Origin of the sequence: Spirillospora sp. NPDC047279, assembly GCF_040643285.1 — a bacterium.
Classification (GTDB): domain Bacteria; phylum Actinomycetota; class Actinomycetes; order Streptosporangiales; family Streptosporangiaceae; genus Spirillospora.
On record NZ_JBEYUA010000034.1, the window covers coordinates 1 to 19152 of the forward strand.

At 68.0% G+C, this 19152-nt stretch carries 15 protein-coding genes and 1 pseudogene; 13 read left to right on the top strand and 3 right to left on the bottom strand.

Features of this window, described 5'->3' with window-relative positions; translation table 11 throughout:
* Positions 1–336: 336 nt before the first annotated feature.
* The 5 genes from ABZ810_RS46440 to ABZ810_RS46460 all read left to right on the top strand — a co-directional run bounded on the left by ABZ810_RS46440 (position 337) and on the right by ABZ810_RS46460 (position 4180).
* A complete protein-coding gene (locus tag ABZ810_RS46440) occupies positions 337–1206 on the top strand; it encodes a hypothetical protein (RefSeq protein WP_358414842.1) in 870 nt (289 codons plus the stop codon).
* Between the two features lie 38 nt (positions 1207–1244).
* A complete protein-coding gene (locus ABZ810_RS46445; RefSeq protein WP_358414845.1) occupies positions 1245–2513 on the top strand; it encodes a DUF6461 domain-containing protein in 1269 nt (422 codons plus the stop codon).
* 387 nt (positions 2514–2900) lie between these two features.
* Positions 2901–3611: a tyrosine-type recombinase/integrase gene (locus ABZ810_RS46450; protein WP_358414848.1), complete on the top strand. Its 711-nt coding sequence runs from the start codon at positions 2901–2903 to the stop codon at positions 3609–3611.
* A gap of 141 nt (positions 3612–3752) precedes the next feature.
* A complete protein-coding gene (locus ABZ810_RS46455) occupies positions 3753–3929 on the top strand; it encodes a nuclear transport factor 2 family protein (RefSeq protein WP_358414950.1) in 177 nt (58 codons plus the stop codon).
* On the top strand, positions 3881–4180 hold the full coding sequence (locus tag ABZ810_RS46460; protein WP_358414851.1) for a nuclear transport factor 2 family protein: 300 nt from the start codon (positions 3881–3883) through the stop codon (positions 4178–4180). Before ABZ810_RS46455 ends, ABZ810_RS46460 begins: the two co-directional genes overlap by 49 nt.
* Positions 4181–4491: 311 nt before the next feature.
* Here ABZ810_RS46460 and ABZ810_RS46465 read toward each other — a convergent pair whose 3' ends face one another.
* Positions 4492–5148, bottom strand: a complete 657-nt coding sequence (locus ABZ810_RS46465) for a GntR family transcriptional regulator (protein ID WP_358414854.1) — start codon at positions 5146–5148, stop codon at positions 4492–4494.
* A gap of 107 nt (positions 5149–5255) precedes the next feature.
* Between ABZ810_RS46465 and ABZ810_RS46470 the strand changes: the two genes are divergently transcribed.
* The 3 genes from ABZ810_RS46470 (at position 5256) to ABZ810_RS46480 (ending at position 10699) form a co-directional block, all read left to right on the top strand.
* Positions 5256–6422, top strand: coding sequence for a mandelate racemase/muconate lactonizing enzyme family protein (locus ABZ810_RS46470; protein ID WP_358414857.1), 1167 nt, complete (start codon positions 5256–5258; stop codon positions 6420–6422).
* A gap of 31 nt (positions 6423–6453) precedes the next feature.
* Entirely contained in the window at positions 6454–7854 is a 1401-nt protein-coding gene (locus ABZ810_RS46475; protein WP_358414860.1) for a cation:dicarboxylase symporter family transporter, read from the top strand.
* 457 nt (positions 7855–8311) lie between these two features.
* A complete protein-coding gene (locus ABZ810_RS46480) occupies positions 8312–10699 on the top strand; it encodes a hypothetical protein (RefSeq protein ID WP_358414863.1) in 2388 nt (795 codons plus the stop codon).
* Positions 10700–11288: 589 nt separating this feature from the next.
* Here ABZ810_RS46480 and ABZ810_RS46485 read toward each other — a convergent pair.
* A complete protein-coding gene (locus ABZ810_RS46485) occupies positions 11289–11465 on the bottom strand; it encodes a hypothetical protein (protein ID WP_358414866.1) in 177 nt (58 codons plus the stop codon).
* 234 nt (positions 11466–11699) lie between these two features.
* On the opposite strand from ABZ810_RS46485, the gene ABZ810_RS46490 reads away from it, so the two are divergent.
* From ABZ810_RS46490 to ABZ810_RS46505, 4 genes are all read left to right on the top strand, one after another.
* Complete coding sequence (locus ABZ810_RS46490) at positions 11700–13568, top strand: hypothetical protein (RefSeq protein ID WP_358414869.1); 1869 nt, start codon at positions 11700–11702, stop codon at positions 13566–13568.
* Positions 13569–14162: 594 nt separating this feature from the next.
* A complete protein-coding gene (locus ABZ810_RS46495) occupies positions 14163–14477 on the top strand; it encodes an N-terminal phage integrase SAM-like domain-containing protein (protein WP_358414872.1) in 315 nt (104 codons plus the stop codon).
* A gap of 43 nt (positions 14478–14520) precedes the next feature.
* Positions 14521–14790: a tyrosine-type recombinase/integrase gene (locus tag ABZ810_RS46500; protein ID WP_358414875.1), complete on the top strand. Its 270-nt coding sequence runs from the start codon at positions 14521–14523 to the stop codon at positions 14788–14790.
* Positions 14791–15292: 502 nt separating this feature from the next.
* Positions 15293–16099: a hypothetical protein gene (locus ABZ810_RS46505; RefSeq protein WP_358414878.1), complete on the top strand. Its 807-nt coding sequence runs from the start codon at positions 15293–15295 to the stop codon at positions 16097–16099.
* 249 nt (positions 16100–16348) lie between these two features.
* Here ABZ810_RS46505 and ABZ810_RS46510 read toward each other — a convergent pair whose 3' ends face one another.
* Complete coding sequence (locus ABZ810_RS46510; RefSeq protein WP_358414881.1) at positions 16349–17710, bottom strand: ATP-binding protein; 1362 nt, start codon at positions 17708–17710, stop codon at positions 16349–16351.
* 200 nt (positions 17711–17910) lie between these two features.
* Here ABZ810_RS46510 and ABZ810_RS46515 point away from each other — a divergent pair.
* A pseudogene (locus tag ABZ810_RS46515) lies at positions 17911–19113 on the top strand (methyltransferase domain-containing protein).
* Positions 19114–19152 lie beyond the last annotated feature (39 nt).

Consider the following 19152-nt stretch of genomic DNA (forward strand, 5'->3'; position numbering starts at 1 on the left):
CTGAACGAACTCGCCGCTGCCTACCCAGGTCGCATCAGGTAAGACAACCAGACCCACACCAAGATCAACTTTACACACTACGAGTTACAAGCTCCCTCCGGCCGAGAGAAGGAAGGTGCGCGCAAGACGCCCTCATCTGCCACGATCGTGCATTCGTGTCGATGAGTGTGCGGCGTGCCGCCAATTGTTCAGGATGGCATGGGTGTCGGGGCGGTCGACGTGGGGCGTTGTCGTCCTGACCCGTCCATTGTGAGCTTGTGGTGTCAGCAGGCGGTTGTGTCGGACGGCTGAACTAGGGTTTCGTCCGTCTTGTATGTGTTGGTGGTCGGGGGTGCTGTGGTCGAGGTTCCGGATGCGGTGCTGGAGGAGTTGGCCGGGCCGGTCGCCGCGGCGATGCCGCTGGTCGTCGCCCGCGTTCCGCCGGCACCGGCGGCCGAGCTCGGGCGGCTGCGGGCGATCTCCGACGACATGTGGCGTGTCCGTGGGTCGGCCGTCGGGGATCGGGCTGGGGCTCAGTTGCGCTCCGGTGGCCGGCCGGGGGCGGGCGATTCCCCGGTGCGGGACGCGCTCGGCTCGCTGCCGCCGTTGCTGATCGAACGCCTGCTCGGCGCGCTGGAACTGACCGTGCCGGAGTTGGACCTGGTCGGCGTTCCGGACCTGGCCGGCCTCCTGGAGGAGCCGTTCAGCGGCAGCTTCGGTGTGGTGAGGATGTCCGGGACGAGTGAGGCGGTTAACGCGGCGGCCATGCTGGACCGGGTCCGGCCGGGCGCGGTGCTGCTGGTCGCTGCGCTGGCCCGCCGGCTGGCCACCCACCCTCGCGTGGCCGCCCTCCTGGCGGTGGGGCTTGAGATCACCGACGAGCCGGGGGTGGCCGCGGCGCATGGCGCGGCACAGCTTGCACTGGCGGTGTCGACTGCCGCCGCTGTGCTGCACGGGGTGGGCGTCCAGCCCTGGGCTACCCAACCACCCGCGGTGCTCGGCGTCGCGATCGGCACCGCGGTCCTGCTGCTGCGCGAGACTCCGATGCCGCCCGGTTATGCCGCAGCGGTGCTCGCCAAAGTCAGGGAGGAGTACCTGCTGCCCCGCCGGTCCAGCGGACGGGCAGCGGTGTCGGGGCACCGGTTCGCGCTGCTGGAAGAAGGTGGGTCCCCGATGTCGACTTCGGAGGCAACGGGCTGGTCGCGGTCGTTCCGGGCGGTGCGGTGATCCGCACCGGCGTTCAGACTGGGCAGGTCGGGGTCCTGTTGAGCGTTCTGGACGGGCCACCGCCGGACGTCGCGACCGGCTGGGAGGAGATCGTCGAGGTCAGCTGGCGAGCGGCCCTTGGCGGCGCCTCGGTGGTCGGACCTCACGCGGTCGAGCCGCATCTGCGCAGGGTCACCCCACCCTGGCCGGGCGACTACCGGCTGCGGGTACACGCCCGTGGTCGAGATGACACCGACGAAGCCGAGTACTACGAGTTGGTGGTGTGGCAGGCGCCCGCCGCGCCCGAGACCGTCTACGCCCGCGCCGACCGGCTCGGTCACCGGCTGCGCGGTGAGCCGGAGCCGGCACGGCCCGAACGGCCCGAAACCGCCTACCGGTGGCTGCGCAACAGCGCACTGTCCGAGGCCGCGACGGTCACGGTGGTGACCGGGACCGACGTCGCGGACGTGCTGCGCGCCTTCAACGCGGACCCGGCCCGACCGGAGTCGCTGCGTACCATCGGCGAGGACTTGATGCGCCGGCAGTCGATCGATCCGTACGTCGCGGTGCTCGACATCGGCGGCGCCGTCCTCGCCGTCGAGTACAACGGCTGGCAGGGCTCGACCGCACCCGTGCTGACTCGGGCATCCGCCGGCGGGCGGGCCGCCAGCATGTACTGGAACGTCAACGCGGTGACCCGGCTGTCGTTCGCCGACAACGGCGAGATGTTGCTGTCGGAGGAACCATTCGGCGACATCGACGCGCCACCACAGATCACCGCGATGCTCGCCGACCTCGATTTCGCCGACCACCACCGCCGCAAGCACATGATGGGCCTGGTCGCAGTGCAGCGATTCACCGGCCACGGCATCACCGCCGAAGACCTGGCCCGCATCGAGGCCGCCGACATCGGTTTCCGAATCGTGCCAGACCTGCCCACGCTGTACCCGGGACGGCCGCAGCCCGGCAACCCGCTCGGCCCCGCCGCCGAAACACTGGCCGGGCTATCTGAACCAATGCTGCGGGACCTGGCCTGGTGGGCCGCCATGCAGGCGGCCCACTACGCGGGGCTCGGCGAAGACCCCGAGATCGCCGCCAGCGTCGCCGCCCGCACGCTGACCCCCGACGCGCACCTGCGCGCCCGCCGGTCCCAACTCCACGACGGCGAACACCGGTGGGTCTGGCTCGCCCTGCACCGGGCGACCAACCCCGACCCGCTCGCCGCGGCCACCGACACCATCGACGCCGCCCGCTACGCCGCCGGCCCACACGCGGCGAACCTGATCGCCGACGCCCAGACCAAGATCACTAGACCCGACACACCGTAACGACCCCATCACCCTCCAGTCCAACGCAGCACACAAGCGAAACCCGGCAGTCACCGCCGCCGGACTGCCGGAACTCGCTATTGACCACGTCACCTAAACGACCCCGATCGCACGCTCATGCCGCGTGTGGTCGGTCTGGCCTCGAACCGGATGCGGGCGCAGCGTCACAGGAATGACTTCGTTCGATGACCTCTTGGGAGCAGCGCCTGCGGCGGCAGTCGCGGGTGGGGACGTCCTGCGGTTGGCGACGGTCGCCTACCTGGCCCGGTACAAGGGTGACTCGCGTATGCACACCGAGTCGGATCTGCGGATCTACCTGGCCTGGTGCGCTGAGCGGCGCCTGGATCCGCTGGTGGTGCAGCGTGCGCATGTGGAGATGTATGTGCGATGGCTTCAGGAGATCCGCCGGTTCCGGCCCTCAACCGTGTCCCGGCGTCTCTCGGTAGTGGTGGGCATTTACCGGACCTGCGTGATCGACGGGATCTCGAACACTCGCCCGCCGACCATGTCCGCCGCCCCAACGTCCCACCCGAATCGCCCACGCTCGGGTTGTCCCATCTGCAGTTCGAGGCCCTGCTGTCGGCCGCACGCGCATCGGCCAACCCCAACGACTTCGCGCTGGTCGCGATGCTCGGCTTGCTCGGGCTGCGGATCTTCGAGGCAACCCAGGCCGACATTGACGACCTGGGCGAAGAGCACGGGCACCGGGTTTTGCGGGTGGTCGGCAAGGGCACCCGGATCGTGCTGGTGCCGCTTCCACCGGCGGTGGGCAGAGCGATCGACCGCGCCATCGGCGACCGGACCGGCGGGCCGATCCTGCTCAACACTCGCGGGGCTCGGATGGATCGCCATGCCGCCACCCGCCGCTTGCGCCGGCTCGCGGCCGAATCCGTTGTCCGGTTGCCGCGGATGCACCCGCACATGCTCCGCCACACGTTCGTGACCACCATGCTCGACGCCGGCGTCGACCTGCGTGACGTCCAGATCGCCGCACGCCACGCAGACCCGCGCACCACCATGCGCTACGACCGAGCCCGCAACAACCTCGACCGACACCCCAACTACATCCTCGCCGCCTACATGGCCTCCGGCACCTAACCAAGAGCCAAGAGTCAGAACCCACTGGTCTGCCGATGTCCGGATGTTCGGGGGCTGCGGAGATCGGGTCGTCTGGAAGCCACGCGGCATGCTCACCACGGTGGAGCGTCCCGGGCCGGACGCCGAACCCGTCCAGGCGTCATGGGTGAGTCCTGCCCCGGGCCTAACGATGATCACATCGAAAGCCTCCGCGCCGCCGAACGGCGCCTTCAAGCCGCCCAGCTGGCCTCCGATGTCGACGCGCTGACCGAGCTGATCGACGACCAGGCGTGGTTCACCGGCCCCGACGGGAATCTGTCCCCAAGCAGGACGACCTGAGCGCGCACAAGACCGGCCATCAGGTACTGAGCCGTGTCGAGGAGGAAGAACTGCGGGTGCTCGCCACCGAGCACGCCGGTGTCACCTGGTTCCTCGGGACCTTGGAAGGCACGGTCGGCGGCCAGCCGATAACCGCCCGGATGCGCTACACCCGCACCTGGACCCGTGCCGACCGGACGGGCTGGAAGATCATCGCAGCGCACGCCATGTTCCTCATCAACGAGCCCGGCGACGACACGAACGGCCACTGAGCAGGCGGTCCCGGCACCGTCCGGACAACGCAGCGACACCACGGCCGGACCCCGCAGTACGCCACACCACCCGTGCAGGCCGCCGAGAAACTCATTTGCCGCTGAGGGAGCGCGAGCCTCAGAGCGGCCTGACGAAGACGCTGATCCACAGGACAGCCACGGTCGCAACCTGATGGCAACGACCGTGATCGCTAGATGCCCGCAGTGGTCGTGCAGGGCGGAGGGGGATAGCTGGCAGCTCAGGAACCTCCGCGGCAGAGATTGACACATCCGCGCCCGAACGCGATTTGCGGGTCCTCTTCGGCCAACCCCTACCCCTCCTGCTCGAGCGCGCTTGCGGTCAGGCTGTGGTCGATGTGAGAAATCATCAAGGCTGCGGCCGCGTCGGCTTCGCCTGCGATCACGAGGTCGACGAGCTGGTGGTGCTCGTTGAAGTCACGGGTGCGCGGCTCTCCGCCCGGGGGAAGCTGCAGTCCGATCCGGCGGTATCGGTCGGACTTGTCCCACAGGTCGTCGAGCATCTGGACCATGACGTCGCTGTGCGAGGAGTGGTAGAGCGCTTGGTGGACCTCGCGGTGCGCGGCCACGGCGGTTTCACCCCACTCTCGGGTGACCGGCAGCAGATTCTCTAGCGCGGCCGTCATTCTGGCGATGTCGGCGTCGGTGCGGCGTACGGCCGCCAGCGCAATCGCGGCGGGCTCCAGCGCGCGGCGTGCCTCGAAGATCTGCCGAGCCTGTTCGAGGTCCAGAGCGGCGACGCGGGCGTTGCGGTGGTTGTCCAGCACGATCCACCCTTCGCCGCTGAGTCGCCGGATGGCTTCGCGCAGGGGCGTGATGCTGATGCCCATGGAGGCGGCGAGGTCGTACTGGGCGAGTTTCGAGCCGGCCTCAAGGGTGCCGTCCAGGATCTGCTGACGGATCTGGGCGTAGGCGACGTCGGCCTTGCTGGTGAACGTGTACGTCGTCATGACCCCCATCCTCGCATATTTCTTATAAGACCTGTTGCGTTATGACGGCGGTCACACTTATGGTCGACGTCACATCTCACAACTTATAAGTTACGAGAGGACAGGTCGTGAAGATCGTTTCCGCCCATGAGGGCGTCATCCCGATCAGCTCGTCGATGAGCAACGCGTTCATCGACTTCTCCACGATGGACTGCTCGATCCTGGCCCTGGTCAGCGACGTGGTGGTCGACGGTGAGCCGGTGGTCGGCTACGGCTTCAACTCCAACGGTCGCTACTCGGCCGGCGACATTCTCCGGCGCCGGATCCTGCCCCGCCTCATGGAGGCCCCTGCCGAAAGCCTGTTGGACGAGACCGGCGAGCTGAGCCCGTCGATCGCCTGGGACGCCATGATGCGCAACGAGAAGCCCGGCGGTCACGGCGAGCGGTCCGTCGCGGTCGGCGTGGTCGACATGGCTCTGCACGATCTCGCCGCCAAGATCGCCGGCGTCCCGCTCTACAAGTGGATCTCAGACAAGTACGGCGACGGCGACCCCGACGACTCGGTCTTCGTCTACGCCGCCGGCGGCTACTACGCCCCCGGCAAGTCCTACGCCGATCTCCAGGACGAGATGAGGCGCTTCCTCGACGCCGGCTACAACGTCGTCAAGATGAAGATCGGCGGCGCCGACCTCGCCGAGGACCTGCGCCGCATCGAGGCGGTCATCGAGGTTCTGGACGGCGACGGCTCCCGGCTCGCGGTCGACGTCAACGGACGCTTCGACCTCGACACGGCTCTGCACTATGGCCGGGCACTCGACCCCTACGGGCTGTTCTGGTACGAGGAGGTCGGCGACCCGCTCGACTACCGCCTCAACGCGACCCTGTCGGAGCACTACCGCGGCCCGATCGCGACGGGCGAGAACCTCTTCTCACTGCAGGACGCCCGCAACCTCATCCGGTACGGCGGCATGCGGCCCGACCGCGACTACATCCAGGTCGACCCGGCCCTGAGCTACGGCTTGGTCGAGTACCGCCGGATCCAGGAGATGCTGGCCCGGCACGGCTGGTCCTCGCGCCGCTGCATCCCGCACGGCGGCCACCAGTTCTCCCTGCACATCGCCGCGGCGCTCAAGCTCGGCGGCAACGAGTCCTACCCCGGAGAGTTCCAGCCCACCGGCGGGTTCGCCGACGACGCGGTCGTCGAGAACAGCCGAGTCACCCTCGACGACCGACCCGGCATCGGGTTCGAGGGCAAGGCCAACTTCCACAAGGTCCTGCGCGACCTCCACGCGTAGGCGTGCGGACAGAGCAGCGATAGGAGCCGTTATGTCGAACCCCACCAGCACGCCGCACAACCGCACCATCAACGGCCGAGCTCCGCGCTCGCGATTCGGGCACCTGGCCGGCCAGTTGTGGATCCAGGTCATCGTTGCCGCCGTCCTCGGCATCACCCTCGGGATGGTCGCGCCCGACGTGGCCGCCAAGATGGCGCCCCTCAACGAGTGGTTCATCGGCCTGATCAAGATGATCGTCGTCCCGGTGATCTTCTGTGTCATGGTCACCGGCATCGCGTCCATGGACAACCTGCGCAAGGCCGGGAGGATCGGCGGCAAGGCCCTGGGCTACTTCGTGGTCCTCTCCCTGCTGTCGATGCTGATCGGGCTGGCGGTCGCCAACATCTTCCGCCCCGGAGACGGCATGAACGTCGACCCTTCCTCACTGGACACCGGAGCCATTCCGGAGGGCTCGACAGAGGTGCACGCCAGCTTCACCGCATTCGTCTCGAACCTGATCCCGACCAACCTGCTCGGCGCGATCACCTCTGACAACCTGCTCGCCGCGCTCGTCGTCTCGGTGCTCTTCGGAGTCGCCCTGAACATGAGCGGCGAGCAGGGCAAGCCCTTGGTCAACGGCATCAACGCCCTCCAGGCAGTCGTGTTCCGCATCGTCGGGTGGGTCATGCGGCTCGCCCCCCTGGGTACCTTCGGCGCCTTGGCCGCGGTCGTCGCGACCAACGGCGCAGAGAGTCTGCGGCAACTCGGATACCTGATCCTGCTCTTCACGCTGACCTGCGTCTTCTACGTGCTGCTTGTCCTCGGCGCCGTCATGAGGGCCTGCGGACTCAGCCTCTTCGGGCTGATTCGCTACCTGAAGACCGAGCTGCTCATCGCACTCAGCACCTGCTCCAGCGAGGCCGTCCTCCCGCAACTGATCAAGCGGCTCGAGGACCTCGGTGTGGGACGACCCGTGGTCGGCATCGTCATCCCCTCCGGCTTCTCCTTCAACCTCGACGGATCTGCGGTCTACCTGACCATGGCGTTCCTGTTCCTCGCCCAGGCGACGAACACCGATCTGTCCTGGCAGCAACAACTGGTGATGGTGGGCATCATGATGCTCACCAGCAAGGGCACCGCAGGCATCGCCGGCGGCGCCTTCATCATCCTGGCCAGCACGGTCAGCTCCATCGGCACCGTCCCGGTCGCCGCGCTGGCGCTCATCGTGGGCATCGACCGCATCCTCAACGAGGGCCGGGTGTTCATCAACGTCCTCGGCAACGCCGTCGCAACCATCGTCATCGGCAAGTGGGAGAAGGACTTCGACCACGAGCAGGCAAAGGAGCTGTTGAGCCGCAAGCACCACCACCCTGATCACGACGAAGACAGCCAGCCCCAAGCCGAAGTCGAAACCGCGACGGCATCCCAACCAGACTCCGCCCGCGTCCACTGACGACCGCGGCCGCCCGATGTCCCCGCGGCGGTCGTGCCGCCGCCACCCAACAGGACGCAGCACCAGCACAGAAAGAGCGCCAACTCCTCGCACCAGAGTGCGCTGGACCCAGCGCCCCCGAGCGGAACGCAGGCATTCGACCGGCTCCGCACGCGTCAAAACGTCCGGATCTGCCGCGGATCACGCGCTGCTCTGCCGACGACCGGGCGTTGGGTGCGCCGGTGGCTGTTCGAGCAGGACACCGGCGTCAACAACGGCTGCGGGACGCTGCCCCTTGCGCGGCCCCGATGGCCCGGAATCACGCTGTGAGCAGTTCTGGTCACGATCGGGGCGATGCATTGCTCACCACCCGGAGCCGGGCGGGTCGGGTCGGGATTCCGGGTCCGATGTTCGCCCATGATGTTATTTGGCGTCATATGGTGGCGGGCGTGATCGATGATCGTTCCAGTGTGGTGGCGTGGACGTGAGGTCGACGGCGGCGGCGCGGCGGGTCGTTCTGGTCGTGGTCGTGGCTGCCGTGGTCGGTGTCGCCGCCTTCTTCGTGGTGCAGGGGATCGATCGTTCGGACAAGCTCGCCGGGCCGATCAGCGTCGTGCTCGCCCTCGTCTCGTTCGGCTGGATGCTCTACCGCGAGGTGTCGGCGGCGCCGGTGGCGGATCTGGAGGAGGCGGCCGAACGGCTGGCTTCGGGGGTCGCTGCCCAATGGGAGCGCGAGGTGGCGTTTCGTGAGCTGCGGCGTTCGGCGCCGTTGCGGCTGCGCTGGTCGACCACGAGGCGTCCGGTGCAGGCGTCGGCGTCGGCGGTGCTGGGTGACTCCCTCTTGGCGGGGCGGCCTGTCAGGCTGCGGCTGCGTGGGGAGGGCGATGGACTCGCTGCCGCGTTCCGGCGGTTGCCGGCCCGCCAGCTGGTGGTGCTGGGGGAGCCCGGGGCGGGGAAGACCGCGATGGCGATCCTGTTCGTGCTGGAGCTGCTCGACACGGCGGAGGACGGCGAGCCGGTCCCGGTGATTTTCTCGCTGTCGTCGTGGCATCCGGGCACCGACCTGCACACCTGGATGGCGCGCCGGCTCATCGAGGACCATCCCTTCCTGGCCGGCGGCCAGGGGCACCGGCGCGGGCACGGCGCGGACCTGGCGGCGCGGCTGATCGAGCACGGCAGGGTCCTGCCCGTCCTGGACGGTCTCGACGAGATGTCGGCGGCCCTGCACGCGACCGCGATCGAGGCGATCGACCGTTCCGTCGCCGGCGGGCGCCCGCTCGTGGTGACCTGCCGGAGCGATGAGTACCAGGCCGCCGTCACCGTCTCCGGCAGCTTCTTCAGCCGGGCCGCCGTCGTCGAGATCGAGCCGGTCGAGATCGAGAACGCCATCGGCTACCTGAGCCAGGCCTACCTGGACGGCGACGAGCGGTGGACCGAGGTGTTCGCGCGTCTGCGGGACGAGCCGGAGGGGGCACTGGCGGAGGCGTTGTCGACCCCGCTGATGGTGGGCCTGCTGCGCGATGTGTACAAGGATCCCTCCAGCGACCCGGGAGAGCTGCTCGATACCACCGCTTTCGCCGATCGTCGGGCGGTGGAGCGGCGCCTGCTCGACCGGTTCATCCCGGCCGTGTACTCGCCCTTTCATCCTGGCGGCCCTTCCGAGGACCGGGCCCTGCGGTGGCTGCGGTTCCTCGCCCGCGAAATGGACTGGCAGCGCACACGCGACCTGGCGTGGTGGCGGATCAGATCACTGATCGTCGGGCCCGTTGTCGGTGTGCTGGCCGCTTCGGGGTCGTGGTGGGTGTTCCATGCCTCGTTCGGCAGCCTGTCCGCGATCGTCGGCGGGCTCGCGGTCGGAGCGGCGGGCGTCGCGGCGGCGGTGTTCCACTGGTCGGAGGTGGTGGTCGACGAGAGCCGGATCACCGATCCGCGTTCGATCCTGCGCCGCCATCGCGGTCTGACGGCGATGTGGACTCTCCTGGCCGGGTCCGCCGTCGGCCTGCTCATCTTCGGCATGCTCGGCTACGGCCTGAGCGCCTCCCGGCCGTCGGCCGTCCTCACCTACGGGCTGCTGTCGGCCGCCACCTTCGGCCTGGCCACCTGTTTCATGAGCGCGTGGGGCTCCTATCAGCTGAGCCGCCTGTGGTTCGCGTCGACGGGCCGCCTGCCGTTCCGGCTCTTGGCGTTCATCGACGACGCGCACGAGCGCGGCGTCCTGCGGCGCGCGGGCGCCGTGCACCAGTTCCGCCACGTCAAGCTCCAGGATCACCTGGCCGACGCGGCTCACCAGGCCGAGGAACGCCGCGCTCCCGCACCGCCGTCCAGGATCCGCGTCACGCCGATGCACCGGCTGGCGGTCCTGGCACTGGCGACCTCGCTGGTCCTGGGCGTGCTGGCGATCTTCAACTCGGTCGACTTCGTGAAGTACGACTCCGGCGAGACTCCCGAACGCTCGCAGGTACCGGCCGACGGGTGCGCCGCCCCGGACTGCCAGGGAACCCAGGCCGAGGTGCTGACCTGGGTCATTCCCGCGAACTCGGCGACATGGACCGGGTTCGCCGTGAAGGGGGCCGCATCCCGCCTCCCCGTCCAGAACCTCGGCGGCAGCATCAGCCTGACAGCCTGCGAAGGCGCGAGAGTCCAGGTGACGGCACGGCTGGGCGACCGCACCACCACGGTGTCGTCAGGACAGGGATTCGTCAGGCTGCCCGACTTCCCAGCCACCGACGTCACCGAAAAGGACCCGGACAGGTTCACCCTCTCGTTCCGGCGCGTGGACAGCGCGAGCTGCGAGGCCCGCGTGGAATGGACCGCCCCCGGCATCCAACGAGACGCCTTCTTCACTCTCAAGCGAGCCTTCCGCTGACGACCGCCGACCACCCACATGGACGAACGGGAACCGTGCGGGAACTCGCGTTCAGCCACGCGGCAACCCCAGGCCCTGCCCGCCCGCGGCCATCCCACCAGCGCCCAGGCCGCCTCGCTTGGCGGCGTCCGGCTGGCCGGCCTTCCCAGCAGCCACCGCGGCCACCCCGACCCTGGGGCGTTAATCAGCCCGGCCGGATACGAGAAGCGACCAACCACGCTGACCGCTGCCGCACAGCAACTGGCGTCCACGATCAGGGGCGATTGAGCTGCTCCGGCTTCGATCACGACGCTGATGTCTAGGGGAGGCCTGGAGACTGACAAAGAAACACTCATGCCGCTGACGGCGCCTGGCTGACCCTCGATCGGGATCGGCACCTTACGTGCAATCTTTGCAAGAGCAAAGATCGCTGATGGGGTGCGTAGTGAGAGGGACGATCACGCCCGACTGCGGAGTGAACTTCCTCCCAGCGTTCGGACACCTTGAGGACCCTTCGATGCCGACTGGACCCACTCCCTGGCAGACTGAACGTCGCTACTGATTGGTGAGGTCGGTGCTCAACTCTGAGACGGTTCAAGGCCGATCGAGGTCATTCTCGCTCGTCAGTCGCGGGTTTGGGCTCTGTCTCGATGATCCGGTTGAACAGGCCGATTGCGCCGCCGGTCGCGCCGAGTCCCGCAAGCAGAGCTGAGGGGACTGAACCGGTGGCCCAGAACATGAGACCACCGCTGCCGCATCCCACGACGAGCGCGGCGAGGAAGATCAAGGCCGTCCTGACGGTGAGCAGCGATGGGGATCGCGGGCAAGGCATGATGCCTCCGTTGGACTCCATTGGAAACGTGCGCGCCCCCGAGTGCAGCGGGGCGCGGGGCTGGTGGTCCCAGCAAGCCAGAGCGGACGGTTGTTGAACCACACCGCAACGGGGGTTGCACGTAAATGGCAACGGCCAGTGCGCGATGACGGCGTGACGCCCTGACGGCGCGCCGTTGATGATGGTGGCGTGGCTGACATCGTTCCCGCGCCGGAGGAGCGTTGGAGCGCTCTGGACTCCGGCCTGAGCGCACCGACTCTGGCGTGGGTTACCGAACTGCGGACGTTGTTCGCGGCGACTGGCCTGTCCATCAGCCGGTTCGCGCGTCTTCACCCAATGATCGACAAGGGGACCGTCTCGCGGTATCTGAACGGCCGGCGGGTGCCCCGCGAAGGCTGGTTCCTCGATAAGGTGCTGGCTTATCTCGCGATGGTCGACAAGCCGGTGACTCGTGAGGTGCGCGAGCATCTGGTCAGGCTTCAGCTGGACGCCTTGGAGGCGGCCCATCCTCAGGAATATCGGCTGCGTGTCGTCAATGACGAACTGGCGCTGACCGAAGCCCGGTTGCGAGAGGCCACACGCTACGCCAACGATCTCGAGCAACAGGTGGTCAAGCGAACGCGTCAGGTTGAGCAGTTGGAATCCGAGCGGGAACGGTTGCGCGCAGCCTGGGACGAAGATCGCACTCGGATGCAGCGAGAGTACTTGTGGCTCGGTGATGAGACGGCATATCTCCGCGAGGAGATCGCAGATTTCCGAGATCAGTTGGACTTGGCCCGTGAGCGTGAGGCTCACGCTGTCGTCCGCTGCCAGGAACTTGAAGAGCAGCTGGACGACCTGGAGGCAGGGGATCTCGACGGCACGAATGTCCCTGCTGGCACCGAAGAGATGGACATTCTGCCGCGTCTGAACTCGAACGGCGACATCGCCGCCAGAGGCGGCGCGTCGGCAGCCTCCGGTGGCGACGCTCGCACCAGTGCCCTGGAAATCATGCACCTGCTTGCCGGCCGGTACGCGTTCGGAGACCTAGAAGCGCTCGTGGGCCCCGGCGGATTGCTTTCATGGAGGGCGTCCCAGGCGCTGGCTGCACTGTGCGCCTTCGGGCAACGCGTCTTGGACATGGACGCGGAAGACTTCGGCATGCCCGAAGCCGTCGGCGAGTTGCCCAAGGAGCTGCTCGACCGGGCGCGCGCCAGCAAAATGCCGCAGGCACCAGAGGAACAGCCGCGTGGGGCACTCACCAGCCTGCGCCCCGCATATGCGCTCATGCTGGAGGTCATCGAGGTCAGCTGGAAGCGCCGAGACATGAATGCGCTGGTGGCCGCCGTCCACATCGCCAGCGAATACCTGCCGATGCTGGCCTGGGAGTCGGTGCTGGGGCATGCCGGGGACCCGGCGCTGATTGGCGCCTCGGTGAGCGGCGAGGGTAGCCGGTTCGGCGTTCCGGTCGAACCCGGCGCGGTCCGGGAATGCGACCACACCAGGCCGGAACGCTCGGCGTGCGAACGCACGCTGCGGGTCTCGACCGAGCCGGAGCAGGGCTGGCGGGCTTACCTGGACCGCCAGCACAGCCAGGTCGCCCAGGCGCTCGGTGACTGCGCAGCCCGCTGCCGCACCCCCTGCTCGGTCATGACGCGGATCGACGAACTTGTGCGCGACGACCTCACCCAAAGGTGCAAGCTCGCCGCCGAATTCACTGACAGCGCTTTGGTCAGGCTTCGGCACGCGGCGCCAGTCGGTCACGGTTTCGGGGTGCCCTCGCCGGAAGAGGTGAAGACCGCCTGGGTTCGCTCACGCACCTCGCTGCTACGCCATCCGCTCGGCAAGCTAGCCATGGACGGTGGCGAGGGCGACTCGTATCCATTGCACGGCCTACCTGCGCTCTTTTCAGCGATCGCCGCCGCCCCAATAGCGCCCGAAACGCTGCTACACGATGTCTCAACGCGCATCACCGACCTGATCGGGCACGACGACGGTGGCAAGGACACTCCCTTGCTGGCATCGTCCGAGTCGCGATCAGATACACGGCGGCTCCGGGCCGAGACGCGAAGGGTATGACGGGACTCTACGCCGCTGAGATTACGGATCGGCTGTGCTCGTAGCACAGTCCGCGACCGTCCGCTCTGCTCGGCCGCATGGTCCCGAGCGGCCAGCAACGCCACCGCGTCCAGCTGGCGTGCTGAGCCCCTTGCTCTGCGTCCGCGCAGCTACTACAGCGGCGAACGTCGACAGTAGGAACGTGGCGGTTCAGATGCCCCGTGACGCTTGTTCGAGCCTTTTCGTCGGCTCAGCACCTGGGTCTCATCTCGTGCTCAGTGATGCGATTCGCTGGAATTGAACACAGGCACGGCTGGGTGCACTGGCGCATGGGCCGCTGCGAGGCGGGCTTGTCCTGCGTTGAGTGGGAGGGGTGGTTGCCGGGTGCGGCGTGGTCGACGGTCGTGTCACGGTCGAGGTCCGGGATGGTTGATCTAGGGGTGGTGAGGGCGATGGGGTATGTGCGGGTGCGGTGTCGTAGGGATGGTCAGCGGTGGTTCACGGCGTATTTCTGGGATGTGCGGGGGCGGGCGTTCGGCGGGGACGTTCGCGACTCGGCGGGAGGCGGTGCGGGCGTGGCGTCGTGCGGAGGCTGAGGTGGGTCGGGGGCGGCAGGTGGATCTGCAGCGTGGTCGGCGGTCGTTCGCGCGTTATGTGATGGGTGAGTGGCTGCCGAACCATCGGATGGAGACCAATACGCGGCAGTCGTACACCGGGATGATCGAGCGATATCTGCTGCCGGAGTTCGGGCCGATGCGCATGGCCGAGATCCTGCCCTCCCACGTGCGGAACTTTCTTAGCCATCTCAGCGGGGAGGGGCGGTCGGCGGGCACGGTGCAGCGGTGCCGGACGGTGCTGAGTTCGATCTTCACCACGGCGTTGAACGACCGGGTGGTGTTTGTGCATCCATGTGCGGCGGGCGGAAGGTAAGGATCGGCCGCGGCGCGGGCGAGGCTTGGATACTGATGGGCACATGCCGCGGGACTGGTTCCGGCAGCGGATCTGGGATCCGGCGGTGCGGGCGTCTGGGATCGGCCGCAAGGTGCGGGTGCGGGATCTGCGGCATGCGCATGCGTCCTGGGTGCTGGCCGGGGGAGCAGACGTGCAGATCGTTCGGGAAAGGCTCGGGCACGCCAGCCTGCGCGCCACTGAGCGGTACCTGCACACGCTGGCGGACGCCGACGACACCGCGCTCGCCGCCCTGGCCGTCACCCGCGCCGGTGTCCGATTCCCGGTCGGCTGACGGCGCGTCTCACGGTCGGGGCACGGTCAAACGATCAAACCCCGGTCACCGTGGGTGGTGACCGGGGTTGTGAGCTGGGTGTTGGTGGTGGGCGATACTGGGATTGAACCAGTGGCCTCTACCGTGTCAAGGTAATCCACGATCACCCCTGACCTGCCCTGTGAGCTATCTGTGCAGCTCACGCGCGTTCGTTGAGCTCCGTTCAGCACCGTTGAGCCCCCTTCAACGCAAAGATGATCTCCCATCCCTCTCCAGATCATGGAGAAGGTTCGCTCCTGTGCCCGTCACTCTCGGTGATCTGTAACGCTGCCGTTGGGTCCGGGACGCCGTTTCGAGCTCACGGCCTCTGCAGGTGTTCGGGGGAGTCTCTGGGCCAGGGAGAGTCCACACGCGAGCGCTCTCGTCGGCCCGCTGCGCCGCAGGCGCCGGGCGGGGTTGTTGGCCTGCCGTCGAGTCCGCTCATGCCGATGACCGGACACGCCGAGGCCAGTACGCTCGGCTGGTGGAGACTGGCGAGAATAAACCGCAGGCGTTTCCCAACCGCTTCGCGGATGCCGTCGGGCCTGTATCTCCGGGTCCCGATCGGGATCGATGCCGGTGCGTCGGCTATTCGGTCTCGACCCGACCGACGAGAGTCTCCTTCCACGGGGACCGGCAGGACACTGAGGCGGAGGGCTGGCGGCACCTGCTGGCACTGATCGAAGAAGCAGCGGCGGATGGGCGGACGGTGTTCAAGCCGTTCGTGGAGTTGAGCGGTTCAGAGCGGCGACAGGTCGTGACGCTGCCTTCCACGATCGCGAAGCTGACGGCCGTCGAACATCTGGTGCTCTACGGTACGAACCTGGTGCGTATCCCGCCTGAGATCGCAGGTATGACGAGCCTTCAGTTCTTCGAGCCCTACACCTCGCACCGCCTGCACTGGTACCCCTACGAGCTGACCCGCTGCGCTCGGCTGACCAACAGCACGGTGAGCACGCGCGTCCTATACGGCAATTTCAAATTCCGGCCACCGTTTCCGGCGCTCCGGCCGGTGAGCGACTTCCGGGATACCGACCTGGGAACGCTCGACCCAGGCGTGTGGGGCGCCGATGCGATACGAAGTTGCAGTGTCTGCGACGGACCGATCGATCATGAGCTGCGTCAGGTGTGGATCTCTCGGCTAGTCGGCACCGATGTGCTGCCGCTCTTGGTCAACGCCTGCTCCGCGGCGTGCGTGGCGGCCCTACCCGAACCAGACCGCGGTTACATACCAACACCGCACACCGGTGGCCCGGACATCACGCAACCCGAGATCAGACGGCCAGGCTAACGACCGTAACCGGCCACACCTGCTGCGCGTTCGGCCGATAGTCCAGCCGGGAGCCTCGACCCCCCAAACGACCATCGGTCCATCCCGGAGACGTCCGCTCATGCCGCGGGCCGAGTGAGCGAACACTGGTGCGGCGGCATCGAGGGCCCGAGCAGCGCAGTCGGCTCGCGCGTTCGGAGCCCGCGGCAGGCGACGGTGGTTGGTTGCAGCGGGCTTGGCCCTCAAACCCGAGGCGTTGTGGTGATCGTTTCAGCGGGTGGCCAGGAGCTTCTCCATACCGAGTAGACCGGCGTCTAGGGCCGTCTGGACGAGCCAGGTATTGACCTGCTCGCGCCGGCTGCCGATCGCAGCCAGATCGAGGCCGGGATCGGCAAGCAGGTGCGCGCCGTAGGAATTCCCGGAGGAATCCCTGATTTCGGGGATCGCCTCGAGCCCCTCGGTGTCGAGAGTCTCTGGCATCGGACGCCGAGACGTCAGGTGCAGCACCTGCGGCTGGGGGACAACCAGCGGCTGGACCTGGGCTAGCTGTGCGAGCGCACGGACCACGTGCTCGTCGACCAGCGCAGCCATCAACGCCTCTATGAGCCTTCTGAGATCGGGCACGCTCATCCGCCAGTCGACCTCCGACTCGCCAGGGTCAGGGAGCCTGGGGCTGGGGTCGTGAGCCACTGGTGCGAGAGGACTTCGACTTATTTCCCTGCGCAGAGCCTTTCTGAGGGCGGGTGTGCGCCAATGCCCCACGCGAAGGATGACATCGAGATGAGCGCGCATATGCCTGGCGTGCTGCCCATAGCCGCCGGGCACTTCCATCGAGAACGTAGCCTCGACCGGAGCCAGATCGTGGGGAGTCCAGCCCTGCGGGAGGGCCTGCCACAGCAGTGTGATGACACGTGATCTATTGAGACCCCGCCGGTGAAAGGGCCGGGCCGTGAGGCCCTCGGCTGGCAAAGCCAAGGCGGTGAGTGCATTGATGAGCGGGGACCGGTTGAGTGCGGTCGCGAGTTGGTCGACGTACTGCTCTCGCAACGGACGCCAGGAGGCCCGGGGATCGATGTCGATGTTGAGGCCGGAGCGGGCGATCAGGTCCACATGATCGTCATGCCCTGGCTGTTTCGGAGCTCGGATGACCCACGGATCGGCTTGCGCAAGCGTGTCTTGTTCTGCGAACAGAGCGGCGAGCTGTTGCCGGGTGGCCGGGTGCGTGGTGTTGTTGTGCCGGATAGGGGCGGCACCGTCGAGGAGCAGCGGCCGCGGAGCGATGCCCGGCACCACACGCAGCACCAACACGTACTTGCCGGAACCGTCGTCCATCGGGACCGGGAGGACCTCGGGGACCCACGGGGGCTCCAGGACGCTGTGGCAGTGCTGGGAGACCGCCTCGATCGTCTTCTCCTTGACCCCGGTGATCTCGCGGTCGTCGGTGACCCCCACCAGGACCAGGCCGCCGTAGGTGTTGGCCAGCGCTGCGACAGCCTTGGCGATCGTGCTGGTCATGTTGGCCTTGTACTCCAACATGGGGGCCTCTGGACCGACCAGCGAGACCAGTCGACGAATCTGCTCGATCGTGACCTGGGACGGAGCAGCGTGCAGCAGGGCCTGGAGGAGGGACACGCGGTCCATCATCGCGGAGCCTGGCCGTCGCGCAACTCCTGCGATCAGCCGGCCTCGACTGGTACGAGCAAGGAGACGTCTGGCACCGCATCGCCGCCCACCGCGTCGCCGCCCTTACCGCTCCTAACGGCACTGCCCCTAGCGACACCGCTCCAGGCAGTGCCGCCGCCCACCCGGTTCACGCCAGCGACCCGCACACCATGGCAGAGCTGATCACCGGCAATCCCGCCACCGACGGCCCCTTCACCCAACCCTGGCAGCAAACCGTACGGCACGCCGGGCAGAGCCTGGCCGACCTGTCCGCCCACGGCCGCCTCACCCGCGACCTGCGCGCCGTCCTCACCCACCACGCCTTGTTCGCCCTGAACCGGCGGGGCATCCCCGCCCGCGCCCAAGCCTCCCTCGCCCTCACCGCCGCGACCATCGTGTTCGACCAAGATCCTCACCAGACCTGGTCGAGCCACGCTCCCGCGGCCCCCTCGCCGACTACCGTGACGTCGGTGACCGGCACCCGCACCGAGCCCACCAGCCCGCACCACCCGCACCGCCTGCGCGACGCGCTCACCGCCACACTCCTCGACGCCGGACTCATCACCACCCCCGCCGTCCAGGCCGCCTTCCGCGCCGTCCCGCGCGAGGTGTTCCTGCCCGGCGTCGACCTGGCCGCCGCCTACGCGCCGACCGCTGTGGTCACCAAACGCGACACCGACGGCGGAGCGGTGTCCTCGGCGTCCAGCCCGCGCATCGTCGCCGCCATGCTGGAACAGCTCGAGGTCAACCCCGGCGACCGCATCCTGGAAATCGGCGCCGGCACCGGCATCAACGCCGCGCTGCTGACCGAGCTGACCGGCCCCACCGGCACGGTCACCACCATCGACATCGACCCCGACGTCACCGCCGCAGGACAAGCCGGACTCGACGCCGCCAGCTAGGGCCACGTGCAGGTGATCTGCGCCGACGGCGCCGACAGCCACCCCGCCGCCGCCCCCTACGACAAGATCATCGTCACCGCGGGGGCCTGGGACATCGCCCCGGCCTGGTGGGACCAGCTCGCCCCCAGCGGGCGGCTGCTGATCCCGCTGCGCCTGCACGGCAGCGACCTCACCCGCACCATCGCCTTCGACCACGTCGGTCCCGGCGAGATGCAGTCCCGATCGGTCCGCGTCTCCGGCTTCGTCCCGATGATCGGCGCCATCGCCCACGCCCCCACACCGTGCCCCTCGCCGACGGCGTCTCGCTCCGCCTGCCCGCCGACACCCCTGGCCAAGACACCCTCCAACACGTCCTGGACCACCCCGCGACCCACCAGTAGACCGGCATCGTCGTCGGCGACCAGGAGCCCATCGAGCACCTCGACCTCTGGCTGGCCACCCACCACCCCCGGTTCGCCCGCCTCGCCGTAACCGGCGCAGCGCGCGACGCGGGAACCGCCGACCCCGCCC

Bases quoted from the DNA above. Each gene is read 5' to 3' on its own strand.
- ABZ810_RS46450 (WP_358414848.1), top strand. From the start codon at position 2,901: ATGGCTTCAGGAGATCCGCCGGTTCCGGCCCTCAACCGTGTCCCGGCG.
- ABZ810_RS46455 (WP_358414950.1), top strand. From the start codon at position 3,753: ATGGGTGAGTCCTGCCCCGGGCCTAACGATGATCACATCGAAAGCCTC.
- ABZ810_RS46465 (WP_358414854.1), bottom strand. From the start codon at position 5,148: ATGACGACGTACACGTTCACCAGCAAGGCCGACGTCGCCTACGCCCAG.
- ABZ810_RS46475 (WP_358414860.1), top strand. From the start codon at position 6,454: ATGTCGAACCCCACCAGCACGCCGCACAACCGCACCATCAACGGCCGA.
- ABZ810_RS46500 (WP_358414875.1), top strand. From the start codon at position 14,521: ATGCCGCGGGACTGGTTCCGGCAGCGGATCTGGGATCCGGCGGTGCGG.